The 16712-nt window shown below is 49.5% G+C and carries 13 protein-coding genes and 1 riboswitch; of the genes, 11 read left to right on the top strand and 2 right to left on the bottom strand.

What is annotated here, in order from left to right:
* Positions 1-524 precede the first annotated feature (524 nt).
* Together DESLBE_RS07715 and DESLBE_RS07710 are read left to right on the top strand one after the other, a co-directional pair.
* Entirely contained in the window at positions 525-1325 is an 801-nt protein-coding gene (locus DESLBE_RS07715; RefSeq protein WP_144676147.1) for a MerR family transcriptional regulator, read from the top strand.
* Between the two features lies 1 nt (position 1326).
* The gene (locus tag DESLBE_RS07710) at positions 1327-1968 is read left to right on the top strand and encodes a GyrI-like domain-containing protein (RefSeq protein WP_144676145.1); all 642 of its coding nucleotides are present in this window, start codon (positions 1327-1329) and stop codon (positions 1966-1968) included.
* 307 nt (positions 1969-2275) lie between these two features.
* Here the strand turns inward: DESLBE_RS07710 and DESLBE_RS07705 are convergent, their stop codons facing one another.
* Positions 2276-3004: a Crp/Fnr family transcriptional regulator gene (locus DESLBE_RS07705; protein WP_172625403.1), complete on the bottom strand. Its 729-nt coding sequence runs from the start codon at positions 3002-3004 to the stop codon at positions 2276-2278.
* Between the two features lie 250 nt (positions 3005-3254).
* Positions 3255-3394: riboswitch (molybdenum cofactor riboswitch) on the bottom strand.
* Between the two features lie 699 nt (positions 3395-4093).
* Here DESLBE_RS07705 and DESLBE_RS07700 point away from each other — a divergent pair.
* The 9 genes from DESLBE_RS07700 (at position 4094) to DESLBE_RS07660 (ending at position 13942) form a co-directional block, all read left to right on the top strand.
* Entirely contained in the window at positions 4094-4321 is a 228-nt protein-coding gene (locus DESLBE_RS07700; protein ID WP_144676141.1) for a zinc ribbon domain-containing protein, read from the top strand.
* Between the two features lie 28 nt (positions 4322-4349).
* The gene (locus tag DESLBE_RS07695) at positions 4350-5816 is read left to right on the top strand and encodes an MFS transporter (protein ID WP_144676139.1); all 1467 of its coding nucleotides are present in this window, start codon (positions 4350-4352) and stop codon (positions 5814-5816) included.
* A 7-nt stretch (positions 5817-5823) separates the two neighbouring features.
* Positions 5824-6378 carry a VOC family protein gene (locus DESLBE_RS07690; protein WP_144676137.1) on the top strand — a complete coding sequence of 185 codons (555 nt, stop codon included), beginning with the start codon at positions 5824-5826 and terminating at the stop codon, positions 6376-6378.
* Between the two features lie 15 nt (positions 6379-6393).
* Complete coding sequence (locus DESLBE_RS07685; protein ID WP_144676135.1) at positions 6394-7392, top strand: zinc-binding dehydrogenase; 999 nt, start codon at positions 6394-6396, stop codon at positions 7390-7392.
* Positions 7393-7481: 89 nt separating this feature from the next.
* Positions 7482-10115, top strand: coding sequence for a molybdopterin-dependent oxidoreductase (locus DESLBE_RS07680; RefSeq protein ID WP_144676133.1), 2634 nt, complete (start codon positions 7482-7484; stop codon positions 10113-10115).
* Positions 10112-10915: a 4Fe-4S dicluster domain-containing protein gene (locus DESLBE_RS07675; protein WP_144676131.1), complete on the top strand. Its 804-nt coding sequence runs from the start codon at positions 10112-10114 to the stop codon at positions 10913-10915. The genes DESLBE_RS07680 and DESLBE_RS07675 overlap by 4 nt, the downstream gene beginning before the upstream one ends.
* 230 nt (positions 10916-11145) lie before the next feature.
* Positions 11146-12228: a sigma 54-interacting transcriptional regulator gene (locus tag DESLBE_RS07670; RefSeq protein ID WP_144676129.1), complete on the top strand. Its 1083-nt coding sequence runs from the start codon at positions 11146-11148 to the stop codon at positions 12226-12228.
* A gap of 36 nt (positions 12229-12264) precedes the next feature.
* Positions 12265-13095: an SDR family oxidoreductase gene (locus DESLBE_RS07665; RefSeq protein WP_144676127.1), complete on the top strand. Its 831-nt coding sequence runs from the start codon at positions 12265-12267 to the stop codon at positions 13093-13095.
* An 85-nt stretch (positions 13096-13180) separates the two neighbouring features.
* Positions 13181-13942, top strand: coding sequence for an SDR family oxidoreductase (locus tag DESLBE_RS07660; RefSeq protein ID WP_144676125.1), 762 nt, complete (start codon positions 13181-13183; stop codon positions 13940-13942).
* Between the two features lie 363 nt (positions 13943-14305).
* On the opposite strand, the gene DESLBE_RS07655 is transcribed toward DESLBE_RS07660, so the two are convergent.
* Positions 14306-16399: a sigma 54-interacting transcriptional regulator gene (locus DESLBE_RS07655; protein ID WP_144676123.1), complete on the bottom strand. Its 2094-nt coding sequence runs from the start codon at positions 16397-16399 to the stop codon at positions 14306-14308.
* Between the last annotated feature and the right edge of the window lie 313 nt (positions 16400-16712).

Genomic DNA, 16712 nt, shown 5'->3' with positions numbered 1-16712 from the left:
ATGGCGCTCCTGACTGCTGGGCTGGATATAGGCAATGCAATAGACATTATGCTGACCCCAGCCGATCTTGATTAATTCCTTATTGAAATCAGTTTGCTATAAGCGTTGCCCATAATGATGTTCTGAAACAAGGACAATAAATAACGGTGTCCTATGGGGTGCAGAGGGGAGTAATATTCCAGAACCTGACTGATGTAGGGAGCGAAATGGTCCAGGAGCAGAAGATCACTGTCCCGAAAGGGGCGGTTATGATGATGAAAAAATCGCTTTTGGCAAGAAGAATTTGGAGGAATTGCTGGAGCAAATATAAGCATCCTCTTTCACTATAATAGTGGGGTGAGGATGCTTTTTTTATGTGCAGCGGGATGCTATAATCAGGCTGAATTCAGGCGATAGAAGACAAAAATATACCGGATGAAATAGATATTAGAGTCCATTTGGTAAGCCTGAGAAGGCCGGGAAAGATATTTCCTTGACTTTCCTGTGCGGAGGACAGTTTATAATCATGGCATGGAGGTGAATTCATGTATAAGATCAGTGATTTTTCGAAAATTACCAAACTGACGGTCAAGGCTCTGCGCTATTACGATGAGGAAGGAATTTTAACGCCGTCCCATCGTGATGAAAACAACTCGTACAGATACTATGATGATCATGATTTTAGCAAAGCCCAATTTATTGTTTTGTTAAAATCCCTGGATTTCTCCATTGCCGAGATCAAGGAGATTTTGGCCAACGGTGACAGGGAAGCGGACCTGTCCTACTATCTGGCCGAAAAGAAGCAGCAGATTTTAGATAATATAGCCAAGGAAAATGCGCTGATCCAAAAGATGAATCTCCATATTCAATCCCCAAAAAAGGAGGAAAGAACTATGGAATATCCAATTGAAATCAAGGAGTTTCAGCCCGTAACCGTTGCATCCATCCGTTATCAAGGGAGTTATCGCGATGTCGGCACCTATATCGGAACCCTTTATAAGGCGGTCAAAAACAATGGAGCCGGTGCCCCATTTAACCTGTACTACGACGCTGAATATAAGGAAGAGGCGGATATTGAAATCTGCCTGCCAACAAAAAAGCTGATTCAGAACCCCAGAGTAACCGCCAAAACCTTGGGGGCAGTTAAAGCTCTGTGCACAATTCATAAGGGTGGGTATGACTCCCTGAATTTAGCCTACAAAGCGTTGCTGGATTATGCTCACCGGAATCATTTAAAATGCCTGACCCCCTCCCGGGAGGTTTACCTTAAAGGGCCGGGCCTGATTTTCAGGGGCAATGAAAACAATTATCTGACGGAAATCATCATTCCGATTGAGGAGGCTTAAAATGGCCGGTGAAAAATTGGATTACAAAAAAGCCTATAAAGATCTCTATCTGCCCAAATCCAAGCCTATGCTGATTGAGGTGCCGCCCATGAATTTTATCATGGTAGACGGTCAAGGGGACCCCAATCCGGAAGGGGGAGAATACCAGCAGGCTGTGGAACTGCTTTATGCCATCACCTATACCATTAAAATGAGTAAATTGAGCGGCAGCCGGCCCGCCGGGTATATCGAATATGTGGTTCCCCCTTTAGAGGGACTATGGTGGTGTCGGGGCTCAGCTTTTGATCTGCAGGATCGTGAATCCTGGCTTTGGACGTCAATGATCCGGCAGCCGGAATTTGTTACTGAGGAGGTTTTTCAGTGGGCAGCGGCGGAATGCCAGCGAAAAAAACCCGGGCTTGATGTTGCCAAAGTCAGGTTTGAGAAATTCAGCGAAGGCTTATGTGTGCAGATGATGCATCTCGGGCCTTTTGCGGATGAGCCGGCCTCCCTTGAGAGAATGAAGGCTTTCATGGAGCAGAATGAACTGGTGGATATGACCGGTGCTGAACGCAAGCATCATGAAATCTATCTGTCCGACCCCCGCAAAACCTCCCCGGAAAAGTTGAAAACCGTGCTGAGACATCCTGTGGCAAAAGCTTGAGGCAGGTTCTCTTCCTTCAATACAATAACTTCTTGCTGCTAAGCCTGTTCCAAATACGAATGCGTATCCGGGGCGGGCTTTCTTCCATTAGTTCACCTCGAAATATGGCATACTATTAAGAATTCTTATTCTCTCATTGTATCCGACTGGTTAAAAAATAGAGCGCAAGGAACTCGAAAAGGGATTTTAAGGGATCTGCAAGGGAAAGCACAAGGGGGACGCTGTGAAATTTTCGCGGCGTCCCCCTTTATAAGTAAAATATTAGAAAATGTTGCCGGTGGCTTAATTATGTCATGGAGGGATTAGCTCACTGGACCAAAGGAAGGTAGGAAAGGGTGTTATGTTTACTTACATCAAAAGTGCTGAAGAAATCCAATTCATTGTTCAGCCATATCTTTCCGTATCCGAGTTCTATCAAGCCCTGGCTTTGCAATTTCTTCAGACCAAGGGTCACGGATGGCCGGTCGGCATTCACAATTTCAGCCAGATCCTCATGGGTGATATTCAAGGGGATCCTATTCCAACTTTTTCCCTGAACCGTATTAAGAACCATGAGGGCCCGCTGAACCCGGTCATAAACCTTATTCGTATTCATAATCCACTGCTGCCGCATAAAGGCATTGGAAATCAGGTCGTTTGCCAAAATAATCTTTTCTAACAGTGATTTATCATTGTTTAAATAAAGTTTAAGCCCTGCAAAGGGAATTTTGCATACTTTCATTTTTGTGAGCGTTTGAACATGATAAGAGACAAAAAAACTGCTTTTCGAAGGAACGATCGAGCCAAATGCATACTCTTTCCCTAAAAGAGCCAGGTTTAATTGTTCTTCCACACGGGTATCGTCATACATGATCCCCATATTCATTATCCCTATCCCGCTGATAATAATATAAGCATTCTGATCTTTTGCTTCTTCGTAGATAATCTGGCCTTTTTTGAAGGTTTCGGTTTTTTGCGGATACGTATTCTGTAAACCTGGATTCTGACAGTAAGACGAAAATAAACAGGAATGATTAATCGAACATTGATTATTCATTGATATTCTCCCTCCATGTTTAAAAATCATCAAAAGTCTTAGCTGGACAGATTGATTTTATTTAAACTGCAAGACAGATACGTATATTTGTATGATAAAAGCCGATATGCTTGGAGCAAGACAATCCGTTGGTTTTAAGAGAAATAATTATGCTTTGCGGTTCAATATAAAAGTTTATGCATATAAAACTCCCCCTTTTCAGCAATCAAAAAAGAAGACAGACCAATAATTAGGCTAAGCATTTTCGCCAACCTTTGCCAGTCAGTCTCCTTTCCAATGCGGGAGGTATAAAAGTTTCCTTTTATGCCCTGTGGGTTTGAAACCCAGGTTAATAATCCGTAGATTTCGGTGATTCCGGTAGGATTATTAACTTCAGAGATTTTTTTACACGCGATATTTGTTTTTAATATCTTTATTGTACCATACCTCACGGGCAGTCCAAGAAATTATTTTTCAGAATCGTCATTCTCCTTTGATTTTTATTGAGATCTATCATTAATTATAAAGCAGCTGACAAATCAATTCTGTTGGAATTAAAACAATTGGTAATCAATCTTCTTAAAAGATTAACCTGAACGGGCTCTCCGGAGCCTGTATTTTTATGTATCCCCCTTATTCATGATCAGGGATAGGTATGATCGGAAGCAAGCCGGTATCAGTCCCGGAATCGTGGCAAAATGCAATCTCATTACCTTTTGGAAATATTGGCAATTGTACGAACTACAACTGAATTGATGGAGAAAGCTTGCTAATATTTTAGTTAAGACAGGTCGGTCTTTCATAAGGTGGTTTCTTAAGAAGGGAGGGATGGGGAAGATAAAAAGTCCTGATCATCTGACATCCGGATTTTGAAACTGGATCTTGAAGGAAGAGATCTCGGGATGAATGCAAAAAAGCACCGGCTTTGGTCTGGGACACGATGGTTGTTCAAGAATTGAAACCCCTTCATATGCTGGCATGTTAAGGTTATCACAAGTAATGCTATTCATGGGATTTGGCAGTGCCCCCGGCAAATGACCGAAAGGGTGAATCGCCAAAAGCCAACAACAATGAAGAATCTGCGATTCATGAAAAGAGGTGTATTTGCTTATGTGTTTTCGCCCCCCTAATGTTTCCAAACCGACGCGATGCGCCTGCGGCACACTGAATCCGCCGAATGCCCCAAAATGCCGCAAGTGCGGCACCCCGCTCGCGGCTGAGATCGAGACCTTTATCTGTCCGCGCTGCGGCACTCAGACCCCGGTGACGGAAACGGCCTGCAAAAATTGCGGCCTGACTGCGGAGGAAGCCGCGGCCTACATGAACCCGGACGAGTGATCCAACTTACCTGAAAAGGGGGATAAAAATGATCAATCCTTTTCAAGCGGCGCCCAACTCGAAAAAAATCATGACTTTAGCCGGTATTTATATCGCTCTCCTGGGCCAGATTTTTGTCTCCGCCGGCCTCTCTGTGATCTTGCCGGCAGCGGCAAAGGACATCGGCGGTGAAACGCTCTATCCGCTCGCCTCGACCATCAGCGGTCTGATCAGCATTGCAGCCATGCCGCTCTTTGGTTACTATGGCGCCAAGAATCCGGCCATCAAGCGTATCCTGGTTGCCTTCGGCGTCTTTGTCGGCGCCTTGGTGTCATTCGGTCGCGCTATAGCGCCGAACATGGAATTCATCGTTATTGTCAGTATCTTCTGGGGTCTGGTCAGCGCCGGCATCTATGTTCTCGGTTTCTCGCTGATCCGTGACATGTACGAGACGGAGAAAGCGGGCTTATATCTCGGCTTGACGGGCACGATGATGAGCGTGTCCATGCTCATCGGTCCGACGCTGACCGGTATTCTGATCCAGACCCTCAGTTGGCGCGCCGCCTGCCATGTGGTTTGGCCGATACTGACCCTGGCCGCCGTCCTTATTTTCTTCGGGGTTAACGTCACCAAGGAGGAAGCGGCGCCTTTGGCCGTACCCTCTATGAAAAAGGTTGACCTGGTCGGCGCCTTCGGTTTCGTTCTCTTTCTCGGCGGCATTATTTTATCGCTCTCACTGGGACCGAAGTCCAGCAGACCTTCCGCTATTGAGATGCCCTTCGGCAGCCTGGGCAATAATATCATGATCGTCCTGGCCATCATCGGCCTCATCATCCTGATCGCGATGGTCAAAACGAAAGGGGACGATGCTATCCTGCCGGCACGGGTCCTGAAAGACCGCAACACACTATGCCTTACCCTGATCAATTTGTTCACCAATTTTTCTAATATGGCTGTATTTTTCTTTATTCCCACCTATGTTATCTATGTCATGGGGAAGGAAGCGGTCTGGGGTGGTCTGGCTACTACGTTTTACAGTGTGCTCGGGCTTTTCCTGGCGCCGGTCTTCGGGCGTATGATCGCTAAAGCCCGCAATGCCCGTACGGTGCTGAATATGGGTCTAATCGTCCGTATTGTCATCACGCTGGTTCTGCTCTTTGCCCTCACGCCGACGACCTCCTTGGTCACCCTTTATATTATCATGTTCATCACCGGTTTCTATGGCGCCCAGAATGCTGCCTTCGTCTCGGCAGCACCCCAGGTGCAGCTGGCGCCGCAGATTCGCGTCCAGGGTAATGCCGTGTTCCAGCTGGCACAAAACCTGGGCGGCGGTATCGGCATGGCGGTCTATACGATGATCATCGGTATGAAGGGTCCCGCCGACGGGCTGCCTGTGGCCTTTATGATCGCGGTAGGCACTGCTGTCGCCGCTCTCGTCATCACCCAGTTCCTGGTGCCGCTGAAGGAAACAATTCAGACGCCGAAAGAGATGGCACTGAAGTCGGCAGGCGGCTGATGATTAAATGCTGATGATTAAAGAAGATGATTATAGAAAGGAGATCTTTATGGAAACGATTCTCAACAAATACGCCACCAATCAGATTTCCTACTACGTGGAGAACCTGGAAGCAGCGGCCAGAGCCCATTCGGCGCTCTTTGGCTCAGGACCGTTCTTCTATATGGACCCGATGACCAACAAAAATGTAAACTATCGCGGAAAAAAAATCGATCTGACCATGCAGACCGCTTTCGGTCAGTTTGGCGGCCTGCAGATCGAACTTGTCCAGATCTTAAGCGAGCCTAATCCTTACGCTGAGTTAGGGCACTACGGATTCCATCATTTTTCCAACTGGGTGGAAGACTTCGAAGGCGCTCTGCGGGAGTTCGCCGATGCCGGCTTTGAGCCCTTGTTCACCATGCAGTCGGGCGCCGGTCTTCAGGTAGCTTATATGGACTGCAAGGAAAAATGGGGACATTATGTGGAGATTCACGCGCCCAGTGTCAAACCCTTCTGGGAGATGATCCAAAAGGCGTCGCTGGACTGGGATGGCAAAGACGTCTGGCGCAAGCTGGGTTGAAAGGAGTTGTAAGTCATGGCTACCATGAGAGCGGGGATTTATAAAGGTAAGTTGCAGGCAGAGGTCGTGGATATGCCAAAGCCTGAAATCGGACCCAATGATGTTCTGGTCAAGACCGTCCGTTCCTCGATCTGCGGGTCGGACGTAGGAGGAGTCGGCGTCGAGGCGGGTATACAGTTCGGGCATGAGACTGCCGGTTACGTGGCCGGGATCGGCAAGGAGGTCAAAGGCTTCAAGGAGGGCGACCGGGTTTGGATCAACCCCATGAATGCCATGCCCAAGTACAAAACCTGTATGCTGGGCGGCTTTTCCGAGTACATCCGGGTGCCGGACGCCAAGCTGAATTATAACCTGTTCTTGCTGCCCGATACGATCTCTTGGGACGAGGCATCACTCATTGAACCCTTTGGGGTGGGCACCCGCGGCAAGAACAGACCGGGTGCCAGGACGGGTGACCATGTGGTGGTCTACGGCGCGGGCTCCATCGGCCTGTTCTGTATCAGCGGGCTTATTGCCCAGGGCATCAAGCCCGTTGTCGTCGATATCGCCCTCAGCGACTATAAGAGAGCCTTGCTGGAGAAGATGGGTGCGGTGATCTGTCCTCTCAATGAGGATAAGTTCGAGTTTTTGAAGGGACATTTTGGCGAGCTGCCCCAGCGCCAGAGTGGCATGGCTATCGATGTGGATATCGTGGTGGATTGCGCGGGGGCACCCAACATCATTGAGGACTTCTTTAAGCTTTGCAAGCCCAATGCCCGGCTCTCCGTTGTGGGTGTGAATATGCGTCCGCAGGAAGTGAATCTGGCGCGGCTGATGAGCGCCGAGGTCGTCATGATGGGGTCCAGCGGTTACGACCTTTCGGATATTGAGGAAGTCATCGACAACCTGGCCAATAAGCGGACCTTTGTCACCGACATCATCACCCACCATTTTTCCCTGGAACAGCTTAATGAGGCCCTGAACATGGCAGCCGACCGCGAAAAGTCCATTAAGGTCGTCGTGGACATGGCGTAAACAACGTTATTGGAAAGGGGGTGACGAACTCAGAGCGTGAGGGAAAGAAAGAGGAAAAACCAACTGCATATCAGAGAAAGGAGACCTTCATGAAAGAGTCAAAGGAGAACGTAAAGACCATCATCCGGGGCATCGCGTCGGGCGGTACCGGCGGCGATCCCGTGGCGGTGGATTCCAAGGACGGCAGGATTGTGCGCATCCGGCCCATGCGCTGGGATGACAAGTATACCATGGAGGAGTTGGCACCAAGTCTGTGGGAGCTTGAGGTGCAGGGCAAGACCCTCAAACCGGCTATCAAAACCGCTCCACCCTATATGTCCCTGGCCTATAAGAACCGTGTCTATTCCAAAAACCGGGTGAAGTATCCCCTGAAGAGGGTGGACTGGGAGCCGGGCGGCGACCCGGCCAAGATCAATGCCCAGAACCGCGGCAAGAGCAAGTATAAACGGATCTCCTGGGAAGAGGCCTTGGACATCATGGAATCGGAGATCAAGCGGGTCATGGCCAAGTACGGCAAGTATGCAGTGCTCTGCATCGGCGAAGACGGGCATAAGGAGTCCAAGAACCTCCATGCCGGGGGCGGCATGCACGCCACGGTGATGAACCTTATCGGCGGCTACACCCGGGAAACCAGGACGCCGGACAGTGTGGAAGGCTTCTACTGGGGGGCCAAGCATGTCTGGGGCTCCGGTTCCAACAAGGGTCTGGGCATGATCGCCCCGCCTCAGACCAACTACAACTCCTGGAACGTGGCCAAGGACATCACCGAGCACAGCCAGCTCATCGCCCTCCACGCCGGCGACCTGGAACTGACTCAGACCTATGGCAGCCAGTTTTGGAGCCAGCTTATTAAGTTCTGGGAAGAACTGGGCAAGGAATTCGTGGTCATCGATCCCTTCTGCAACTATACCGCCGTTTGCCACGACAGTATGAAGTGGATTCCCATCCTGCCCAACACCGACGCGGCACTGGATTTCGCAATCATGTATGTTTGGATTCAGGAAGGCCTTTATAAAAAGGACTATGTGGAAACCCACAGTGTCGGCTTTGACAAAGTAAAAGCCTATATTCTGGGCGAGGAGGACGGCATTCCTAAGACGCCGGCGTGGGCTGCGCCGATTACCGGCGTGCCGGAATGGACCATCAAGGCTCTGGCCCGGGAATGGGGCACCAAGGTGACCGCCCTCGTACACTTCTCCAGCGGCGCCATCAAGGGTCCCTATTCCCATGAAGCCGGCCGGACGGAAGCCTATAAGCTGGCCATGCAGGGTCTTGGCGCTCCGGGCGTGCAGCAGTTTTACATGAATGCCTCGGATATCAGCCGGCACTCCATATCGCCGTCAACCACCATGCCCTTTGTGATGGGGATGAAGGCCCGTCAGTTCTATCCCAACCCTCAGTCAATTCCCCGTACCATGGTGGCCAAGGCCATCCAGGAGGGAGAGGCCAAATGGTGGGGCAGTCCTCAGATCGTCTATGTAACTACAGATGATCAGTTCAAAGAATACAATTATCCGGCCCCTGCCGATCAGGGCGGCAGCGAGTGCCGCATGTTCTGGTCCGAGAAGCCCTGCAACATGGGCTGCTGGAACGGCGGCTTCAACTTCCAGGAGGCACTGCGCAGCGATAAGGTAGAATGCTTTGTCACCAATCACCAATGGCTGGAGAACGACAGCCTGTTTGCCGACCTGATTCTGCCGGTCACCACCTGCCTGGAAGAGGATGATATCGGCGGTGCCAGCCAGATCGTTGCCGTCAAGCATGCGGGCTACCAGGACCGGGCCCTCGACCCGGTGGGTGAGTCCATGAGCGACTATCAAATCGCCGTGGAGCTGGCCAAACGCTTCGGTGTGGACGAATATATCACTTTGGGCATGGATATTGACGAAGCCCGCGAGTACTACTTCAATGAGTCCAAGCTTAAAGACGAGATCAGCTGGGAGGAATTCAAGGAAAAGGGTTACTACATTCCTAAGATTTCCCCCACCTGGAAAGATGACCCCCCCGGCATGAGGCAATTCTACGAAGATCCGGAGAAATATCCCCTTGACACGCCAACAGGCAAGCTGGAATTCTATTCCGAGGCCTTGGCTGCGAACTTCCCGGAGGACAAGGAGCGCCAGCCTCTGGCCAAATGGATCATCGGCGGCCCGGCCTCCGAGGGCTGGACCCACGACGAGACCCCGTTCGGAGAAAAGGCCAAAACCTACCCACTGCTCCTGACTGCGAACCCCGGGCGCTGGCGCGTCCACGTTCAGGGCGACGACATCGTCTGGTTCCGTGAGATCGAGACCTGCAAGGTCAAAGGGCACGATGGCTATCTCTACGAGCCTGTGTGGATCAGCCCCGAGGATGCTGAGTCCCGCGGTATCAAGAACGGCGATATCGTCAAACTGACCAACGATCAGGGTACAATTTTAGTGGGTGCCAAGGTCTCCCAGCGTGTCATCCCGGGCGCGGTGATCGTGAACAAAGGCTCAAGGGTTGACCCCATCGCTCCCGGCCTTGACCGCGGCGGATCCACGAACCTCCTCAGCCCGCCCAGGGCAATCTCCAAGCATTGCTGGGGCTTCCCGGTCTCCGGTTACCTGGTGGAAGCCGCGAAGCTTGAGCAAAATGAGTACGATGAATGGAAGCAGAAATACCCAGAGGCCTTCGACAGGAAATACGATCCTGCTGTAGGTATCAATTACAGTTCGTGGGTGGAAGGAGGAGCAGAATGAAAGCCTTTGTCATCGATATCAACCAATGTGTAGGCTGCCACGGCTGTCAGGTGGGTTGTAAGGATGAGCACTGCGGCAACGACTGGTCGCCTTATGCCAAGCCCCAGCCCGAGTTCGGCCAGTTCTGGATCAAGGTCAACCAGCAGGAGCGGGGTGCCAAACCCCATGTCAAGGTAACCTACTTCCCCGTGCTCTGTCAGCACTGCGATAATGCCCCATGTATAAAAGCCGGTCAGGGTGCTGTTTACAAGAGAGAAGACGGCTTGGTGCTCATTGACCCGGACAAAGCAAAGGGAATGAAGCAACTTGTCGATTCTTGCCCCTATCACGCGATCTATTGGAATGAAACCCTGAACATTCCCCAGAAGTGTACAGGCTGCGCTCATCTCCTTGACGGCGGCCACCCAATCAGCGTGCCCAGATGCTTTGATAACTGCCAAGTCGGCGCCATCCTTTTCGGAGAGGAGTCGGAACTGGATCTTGAAGGTACCGAAGTTTTCCATCCGGAGTATGGCACCAGGCCTCGCGTCTATTACCGGGGCTTGCCGAAGCGCTTTATTGCCGGAACCCTGTATGATCCGGCGGCAAAAGAGGTCATCATCGGCGCCAAATGTACTCTGATCAGCGCGGACGGTACTTTTACCGTCACTGCCGAGACCAATAATTACGGCGACTTCTGGTTAAGAAATTTACCTGAAGATAACTTCACCTTGACCGTAACCGCAGGCCAAAAGAGCAAGGTCCTGAATGTCAGCACGAAAGAAAAGGACATTGGTTTAGGGGATATCCCCTTAGCCTAATCAAGATTTGCCCGCGCAGAGGGAGGGGTTTCCACGAGTCCTTCCCTCTGTTCCGGGGGATCCATCATAGTGTTCCCTATATCATGGCGGCTGAGTTCAGTCCTTCAAAGTTGTCGTTGATTTTAGTTGTTGGCCATTTGTCAGAGGTTTAAATTGGTGAACTATGAAAAATATCAAGGAGGAGTTGCAGTCGTCGCGGCTTAGGTCCTCCCCGTAAAGGAATAAAAATTATGAAGAAGCAATGTTTGGAAAAAAAAGTGAGGCCGTTGCTTATAGGCAAGCAATCAGCAATCAGTATAGAAGAAAAAAACCGCCTTAACTTTAATACTATAGTCGGTGATCATCATCTGACCCTGCAAGCATTGGAACAATCTCAGCGATTTGCTTCGTCATTGGCCAATATATTGATCGTAGGTGAGACAGGAACCGGCAAAGAGCTTTTTGCAAAGGCTATTCATAATGAATCCCGTCCCGGCGGGCCTTTTATTGCCTTAAATTGTGCTGCCATACCCAAGAGTCTCATTGAAAGCGAATTGTTTGGTTACGACAACGGTGCTTTTACAGGTGCCAATAAAAACGGCAGCCTGGGGAAGATCGAACTGGCCCAGGGGGGAACTCTGCTTCTGGATGAAATAGGAGACATGCCCCTGGAGACCCAGGCAGTGCTCCTAAGGGTATTGGAAAATAAACAGGTTATGAGGGTGGGCGGAAAAGAATATCGATCGGTGGACTTCAGGCTGATCGCCTCAACCAATAAAGACCTTCGATTTGCGGTTGAAAACGGACAATTCAGGCAGGATTTGTACTATCGCCTTAATGTCCTGAAAGTAAATATCCCTCCCTTAAGGCAGCGAGGAAAAGATGTAATTATTCTAGCCGAATATTTTATCAATAACTACTATGATGATCGCTATAGCAAAATCAAAAAACCTCAGCTAAGTACGGCCGCCAGGGATATTTTGCTGAAATACGATTGGCCCGGAAATATCAGACAATTAGAAAACGCCATGATTTACGCCCTGAATATGATAGATACTGATGTCATTCTGCCTAAACATTTACCCGATGAAATTATTGACAGCATAGCTCAAGCCGGGACAGAAGCCCAGATGTCCGGACAAAGGACAAGAGGGAGTAATGTCATACAATTTGGAGAAGCGGAACAAACGTGTTCCCTCAGAGAGGCGGAACGGATTTGTATCACAAAGGCCATGATCAAATCCGGCAATAATATTGCTTTAGCAGCAGAGCTGCTGCAAGTCAGTAAATCCACTTTATATAGAAAACTAGAAGTGTTCAAAGCACAGGAATAGAGCTGTCTAAAAAATAAATAGGGAGGCAGAATTGCCATGGGAGTATGTGTAATTACCGGTGGCGCCGGCGGTATGGGTATCGCCATTGCCAGAATGCAGGGAAAAGAACATGATTTGCTGCTGGTCGACGTTTCTCAGGTCAAACTGGATGCTGCACTGGAGACCCTCAGGGAAGATGGCATACAAGCCGCAACAGCAGTATGTGATATTTCCGACAGAGGGTGCGTGCAGGCACTGGCGGAAAGGGCAGCCGCCATGGGAGAAATCAGCGCTGTTATCCATACAGCCGGTTTATCTCCCACGATGGCTCCGGCCCCCAGAATTGTCCAGGTCAATGCTCTCGGCACTTACTACATTATTGAGGAATTTTTTAAGGTAATGGGTGAAGATTCCAGCATGGTTACAGTGGCTTCACTGGCAACCCATATGATGGCGAGGAACGCCGGGGAAAGCATCCATGCCGTGGTGGATCATCCTGACGACCCTGACTTTGAGAAGAGGCTGAACAAGCTTATTGACAGTATGGCCGCCCCAGGGAGTACCCCTGCCGCCGGTGCCGCCTACTCTGTAAGCAAATACTTCTCCTGGCGGTATACCCGGCGCAATGTCCTGCGTTTTTGGTCCAAAGGCATCAGAATCAACTGTGTGACTCCGGGCAATATAGCCACTCCCATGGGCAAGGCGGAAGAGGCCGGCTGCGCAAGGACGGCGGCCCATATGGCTATCAAACGCTATGGCACTCCGGAAGAAATAGCCGCAGCCGTTGCCTTCCTGACCAGTGCTGCCGCCGGAGACACCACCGGCGCCGACCTGCCTGTGGACGGAGGTTTTTGCTGCTGTACCAGCTTCCCCCAGGTCGGGGCTTAAGGGGGCGGTCAGGGGAAAACCCTTGCTCATCACCTTGATCAGGATATGAAGCACACAATGTGCATATAACAGGAGGAATAAAAAAATGGGTAATGCCAAGGGAAGGCTCGAAGGCAAGGTGGCATTGATCACAGGAGCAGGGAATGGGATCGGATATGCCGCCGCACAGCTTTTTGCTGGGGAAGGAGCCAAAGTAATCGCCGCCGACATTCTGGAAAAGGATCTGGCCGGGTGGAACGGTGTGGAAAACGTGATTCCGGTACTGGCTGATATCACCAAGCTTGAAGATATTGAACGCATGGTGGGAGAAGCGGAAACCCGGTTCGGCAGATTGGACGCTGTTTGCAATATTGCCGGAATCAACGATCTCAGCTATCCCCTGGACGCTACTGATGATGAACGGTGGGACAGGGTACACAATATCGATTTGAAAGCCCCCTTCAGGATCTGCCGCAGGGCAGTCCCGACCATGATTCAAGGCGGCGGCGGTTCCATCGTCAATATCGGCTCTTATGCGGCCCTGCGCGGCAATCACGGTCCAAGCTATACCTCCGCCAAAGCCGGAGTAGTGGGACTGACCAAAAGCATCGCCTTTGCTTACGGCAAGCAGGGCATCCGCTGCAACATCATTCATCCCGGCGGAACGAGAACCGATATTGGGGCCCATTCGGGCGGGGATTATCATCCGGCCGGTCAGGCACTGTCCAAAATCGTGGCGGCGATGCCTGTCAACTGGTTTGGCATGCCTGAGGATATTGCCAGGGCCTGCTTATTTTTGTGCAGTGATGATGCCAGACATATCAATGGTGCAGAAATAGCGGTGGATGGCGGTATGAGTGCCTGCTAAGGTCGGGATAAGGTACAAAAGTAGGAATAAGGTACAAAAGTATTCGACAATACGCAGAGAACGCTGCAGAGGATGCTAATGAAAAATATGAGAATATTTTAAAAGACAAAAAAACGCCGTTTTCATAAGCGGCGTTTCGTCATGTGCCACGCATGGCGGAAGAAAATGAAGGGATTGCAGATTGCTCTGTGCGTGCAGGTCGTTCACAGCGGACTGGATGGGCCACCCTCTCATCACCTATGCGGGGCCTGCGGGATACAACCCCACTGAAGTAGGAGTCTGGCCGCCGAGTACTTCGTCGGTAAGATAAGCCTTGTTATTGGTGTGAGGAGGCAACAGCCAGCGATTATGATTTTTATTTTATTATTCATCAATGCCGAGGAGCTTTAATTTGCGATAAAGAGTGGACTTGCTTAATCCCAATAATTCGGCGGCAATACAGATATTATTCCCCGACTTAGCCAGAGCATTCTGTACGACTATTTTTTCCGCTTCCTTCAGGGAGACCACATCTCTGAGTTCGGCCTCGTTCAGGTTGTTTTCTTTGGAGAGTTCAATGGGGTTCAAGGATAAGGAGGCAGGATGATTTTTATTGTGGATAATTTCGTCAGGCAAATGCTCTGGAAGAATCAATTCATCTTCTGACACATTCAAGGCATAGATAATGGCATTCTCTAACTGGCGAACATTGCCCGGCCAAGTGTACTCCATGAGCTTTATTTTGGTTTCATGGCTGAGCTTGGGAAGTTTGCTGCGCCAATTGTACTTCTGGATAAAAAACTCGGCTAAAGAAAGCACGTCACTATCCCGCTGGCGAAGGGGCGGAATATCCACTCTGAGTACGGACAGACGATAATATAAATCTTGTCTGAATTGACCGCTTTGGACTAAGGTTGCCAGGTCTTTGTTAGTCGCGGCCACCATGCGGAAGTCGACGGCCCGGTATTTACTGCCGCCGATGCGCATAACCTGCTTATTTTCCAAGACTCTCAGTAATACCGCCTGAATTTCTATAGGCATATCACCTATTTCGTCCAGGAAAAGGGTTCCGCCTTCAGCCAGCTCTATTTTTCCCGGGCTGCCATTTTTTTTGGCGCCGGTAAAGGCACCGCTGTCATACCCGAATAATTCACTTTCAATGAGGTTCTTGGGAATAGCGGCACAATTAAGGACAATAAAGGGCCCTGAAGGCCGATATTCATTATGAATGGCTTGGGCGAAGAGTTCTTTTCCAGTGCCGCTTTCGCCAATTAATAGGATATTGGCCGGTGATCTGGCGAAGCGTTGGGCCAGGCTTTTGGTCCGCAGCATCTTGGTGCTAGCGCCTTTAATGCTTTGAAAATCGAAATCCAGCTTGGCTCCGCTGCTTGAGGATACCATGTTTTTGGCTTTTTCGGTATCGACGATTTTGACAACACCACCACTGGAGCCGGAAGAATCGGCGGGGAGTGGCTGTATCGAAAAGGTATAGCCTTGGGTTCCGTAGTCATTAAGGACTTCGACTTCAATATTATGGATCATTTTAAGTTGCCGCAGAGCTTCTGCCAATGCGTCGTTCTTCACAAGAAATTCCATGATATTGCGACCGATTGCCTCATTCGTATTACAGTTAAATATTTGCGCCGCAGGGGAGTTTATATGCTGTATAAGCCCTTCCCGGCTAACAATAACCATCCCTTCGGTCATCATTTTGATGGCAGTCTGTAAAGCGGTATTCGTACTCTTGAACAATGAATTGCTGAGTTTCAGATTGAGCTGAGTTTTGATTTCCATAGCCAGAGATGTGACCCACCCTAGAGTCAGATACTGCAGGTTATGGAGATCAATATCCCAAGGGTCATCACCAAGTTTTTGCAGTAAGATCAAAACGGCAATAACGTTTCCGTCACTATCAAATAAAGGAGCAGTCGTGGTGATATCGTTCTGGAAATAAGCGGGAAAGTTTTCCGGACCTAACAAAGAGATAGGTTTTTTGTGACGAATGCTCAAGACATGGGCGCAGGTTCCAATCGTCGCTTCATTCCATATGACACCCGGATCAATAGTATTTCCATAGCGATCGACCATTTTTGTGTTACCGTTGCGGTAGAGTACTATCCCGTTGCCATCGACCAAAGATACCATGTAACCGGATTCCGTGAGCAATGGTTTAAAACTGTCTAGCAGCGGGAAGGCGATGTCGATCAACTCTTTATTCTGCTCGAATATGGAGTTTAGCTCATGGGAACTAATCGTTGGTGCCGTACCCATTGATTCAGGGGTTAGGTTGTAGCTTTGGGAGCGAATCCAGGAATTGGCGATTTCATCTCTGACGTAAGGGGAGAGACGAGGATCCGTACCTTTTTCCAAGAAGTCCTTTTTGCTTTGCATAATACCCCGCCATCGACCAGAGATGTCTATATCTGCAGTAGGGCCAATATATGGATTGACATTTTCTACGTTAGATTGATAATGCATCTTCTGACCTCCGATGTTGTGATGGTTACATTGTACCTTACAAATGAAGATTATGCATTGCTTTTAAAAACTTTTTTTCACGATTTCCTAGAAGTAATAAAATCCTTCTTAAAACTTAAACCTTTTCGCAGAAATGAAAAGGTTGGTCGGGGTAAGAAGGGAGTGAATTAATATAGAAAAACGTTACCCGAATGCACCTCTTCTTCTTATTTTTATATACATCTGCAATTTGGTATGGTTTTTGCATTTAATGGGGTTGTCATTTTAAATCGAGTTCTGTCAGTCAGACAAGCATTTTGAAAGGATGGTCTTA

The sequence above is a fragment of the Desulfitobacterium sp. LBE genome (assembly GCF_007830365.1).
In the GTDB taxonomy this organism is placed as follows: Bacteria; Bacillota; Desulfitobacteriia; order Desulfitobacteriales; family Desulfitobacteriaceae; genus Desulfitobacterium; species Desulfitobacterium hafniense.
Note: the sequence above shows the minus strand (reverse complement) of the source record. Positions and strands in the feature narration are given on the sequence as shown.

Coding starts and splice junctions, on each gene's coding strand:
- DESLBE_RS07695 (WP_144676139.1), top strand. CDS start 4,350: ATGATCAATCCTTTTCAAGCGGCGCCCAACTCGAAAAAAATCATGACT.
- DESLBE_RS07660 (WP_144676125.1), top strand. CDS start 13,181: ATGGGTAATGCCAAGGGAAGGCTCGAAGGCAAGGTGGCATTGATCACA.
- DESLBE_RS07705 (WP_172625403.1), bottom strand. CDS start 3,004: ATGAATAATCAATGTTCGATTAATCATTCCTGTTTATTTTCGTCTTAC.
- DESLBE_RS07675 (WP_144676131.1), top strand. CDS start 10,112: ATGAAAGCCTTTGTCATCGATATCAACCAATGTGTAGGCTGCCACGGC.
- DESLBE_RS07710 (WP_144676145.1), top strand. CDS start 1,327: ATGGCCGGTGAAAAATTGGATTACAAAAAAGCCTATAAAGATCTCTAT.
- DESLBE_RS07665 (WP_144676127.1), top strand. CDS start 12,265: ATGGGAGTATGTGTAATTACCGGTGGCGCCGGCGGTATGGGTATCGCC.
- DESLBE_RS07715 (WP_144676147.1), top strand. CDS start 525: ATGTATAAGATCAGTGATTTTTCGAAAATTACCAAACTGACGGTCAAG.
- DESLBE_RS07655 (WP_144676123.1), bottom strand. CDS start 16,399: ATGCATTATCAATCTAACGTAGAAAATGTCAATCCATATATTGGCCCT.
- DESLBE_RS07670 (WP_144676129.1), top strand. CDS start 11,146: ATGAAGAAGCAATGTTTGGAAAAAAAAGTGAGGCCGTTGCTTATAGGC.
- DESLBE_RS07680 (WP_144676133.1), top strand. CDS start 7,482: ATGAAAGAGTCAAAGGAGAACGTAAAGACCATCATCCGGGGCATCGCG.
- DESLBE_RS07690 (WP_144676137.1), top strand. CDS start 5,824: ATGCTGATGATTAAAGAAGATGATTATAGAAAGGAGATCTTTATGGAA.
- DESLBE_RS07700 (WP_144676141.1), top strand. CDS start 4,094: ATGTGTTTTCGCCCCCCTAATGTTTCCAAACCGACGCGATGCGCCTGC.
- DESLBE_RS07685 (WP_144676135.1), top strand. CDS start 6,394: ATGGCTACCATGAGAGCGGGGATTTATAAAGGTAAGTTGCAGGCAGAG.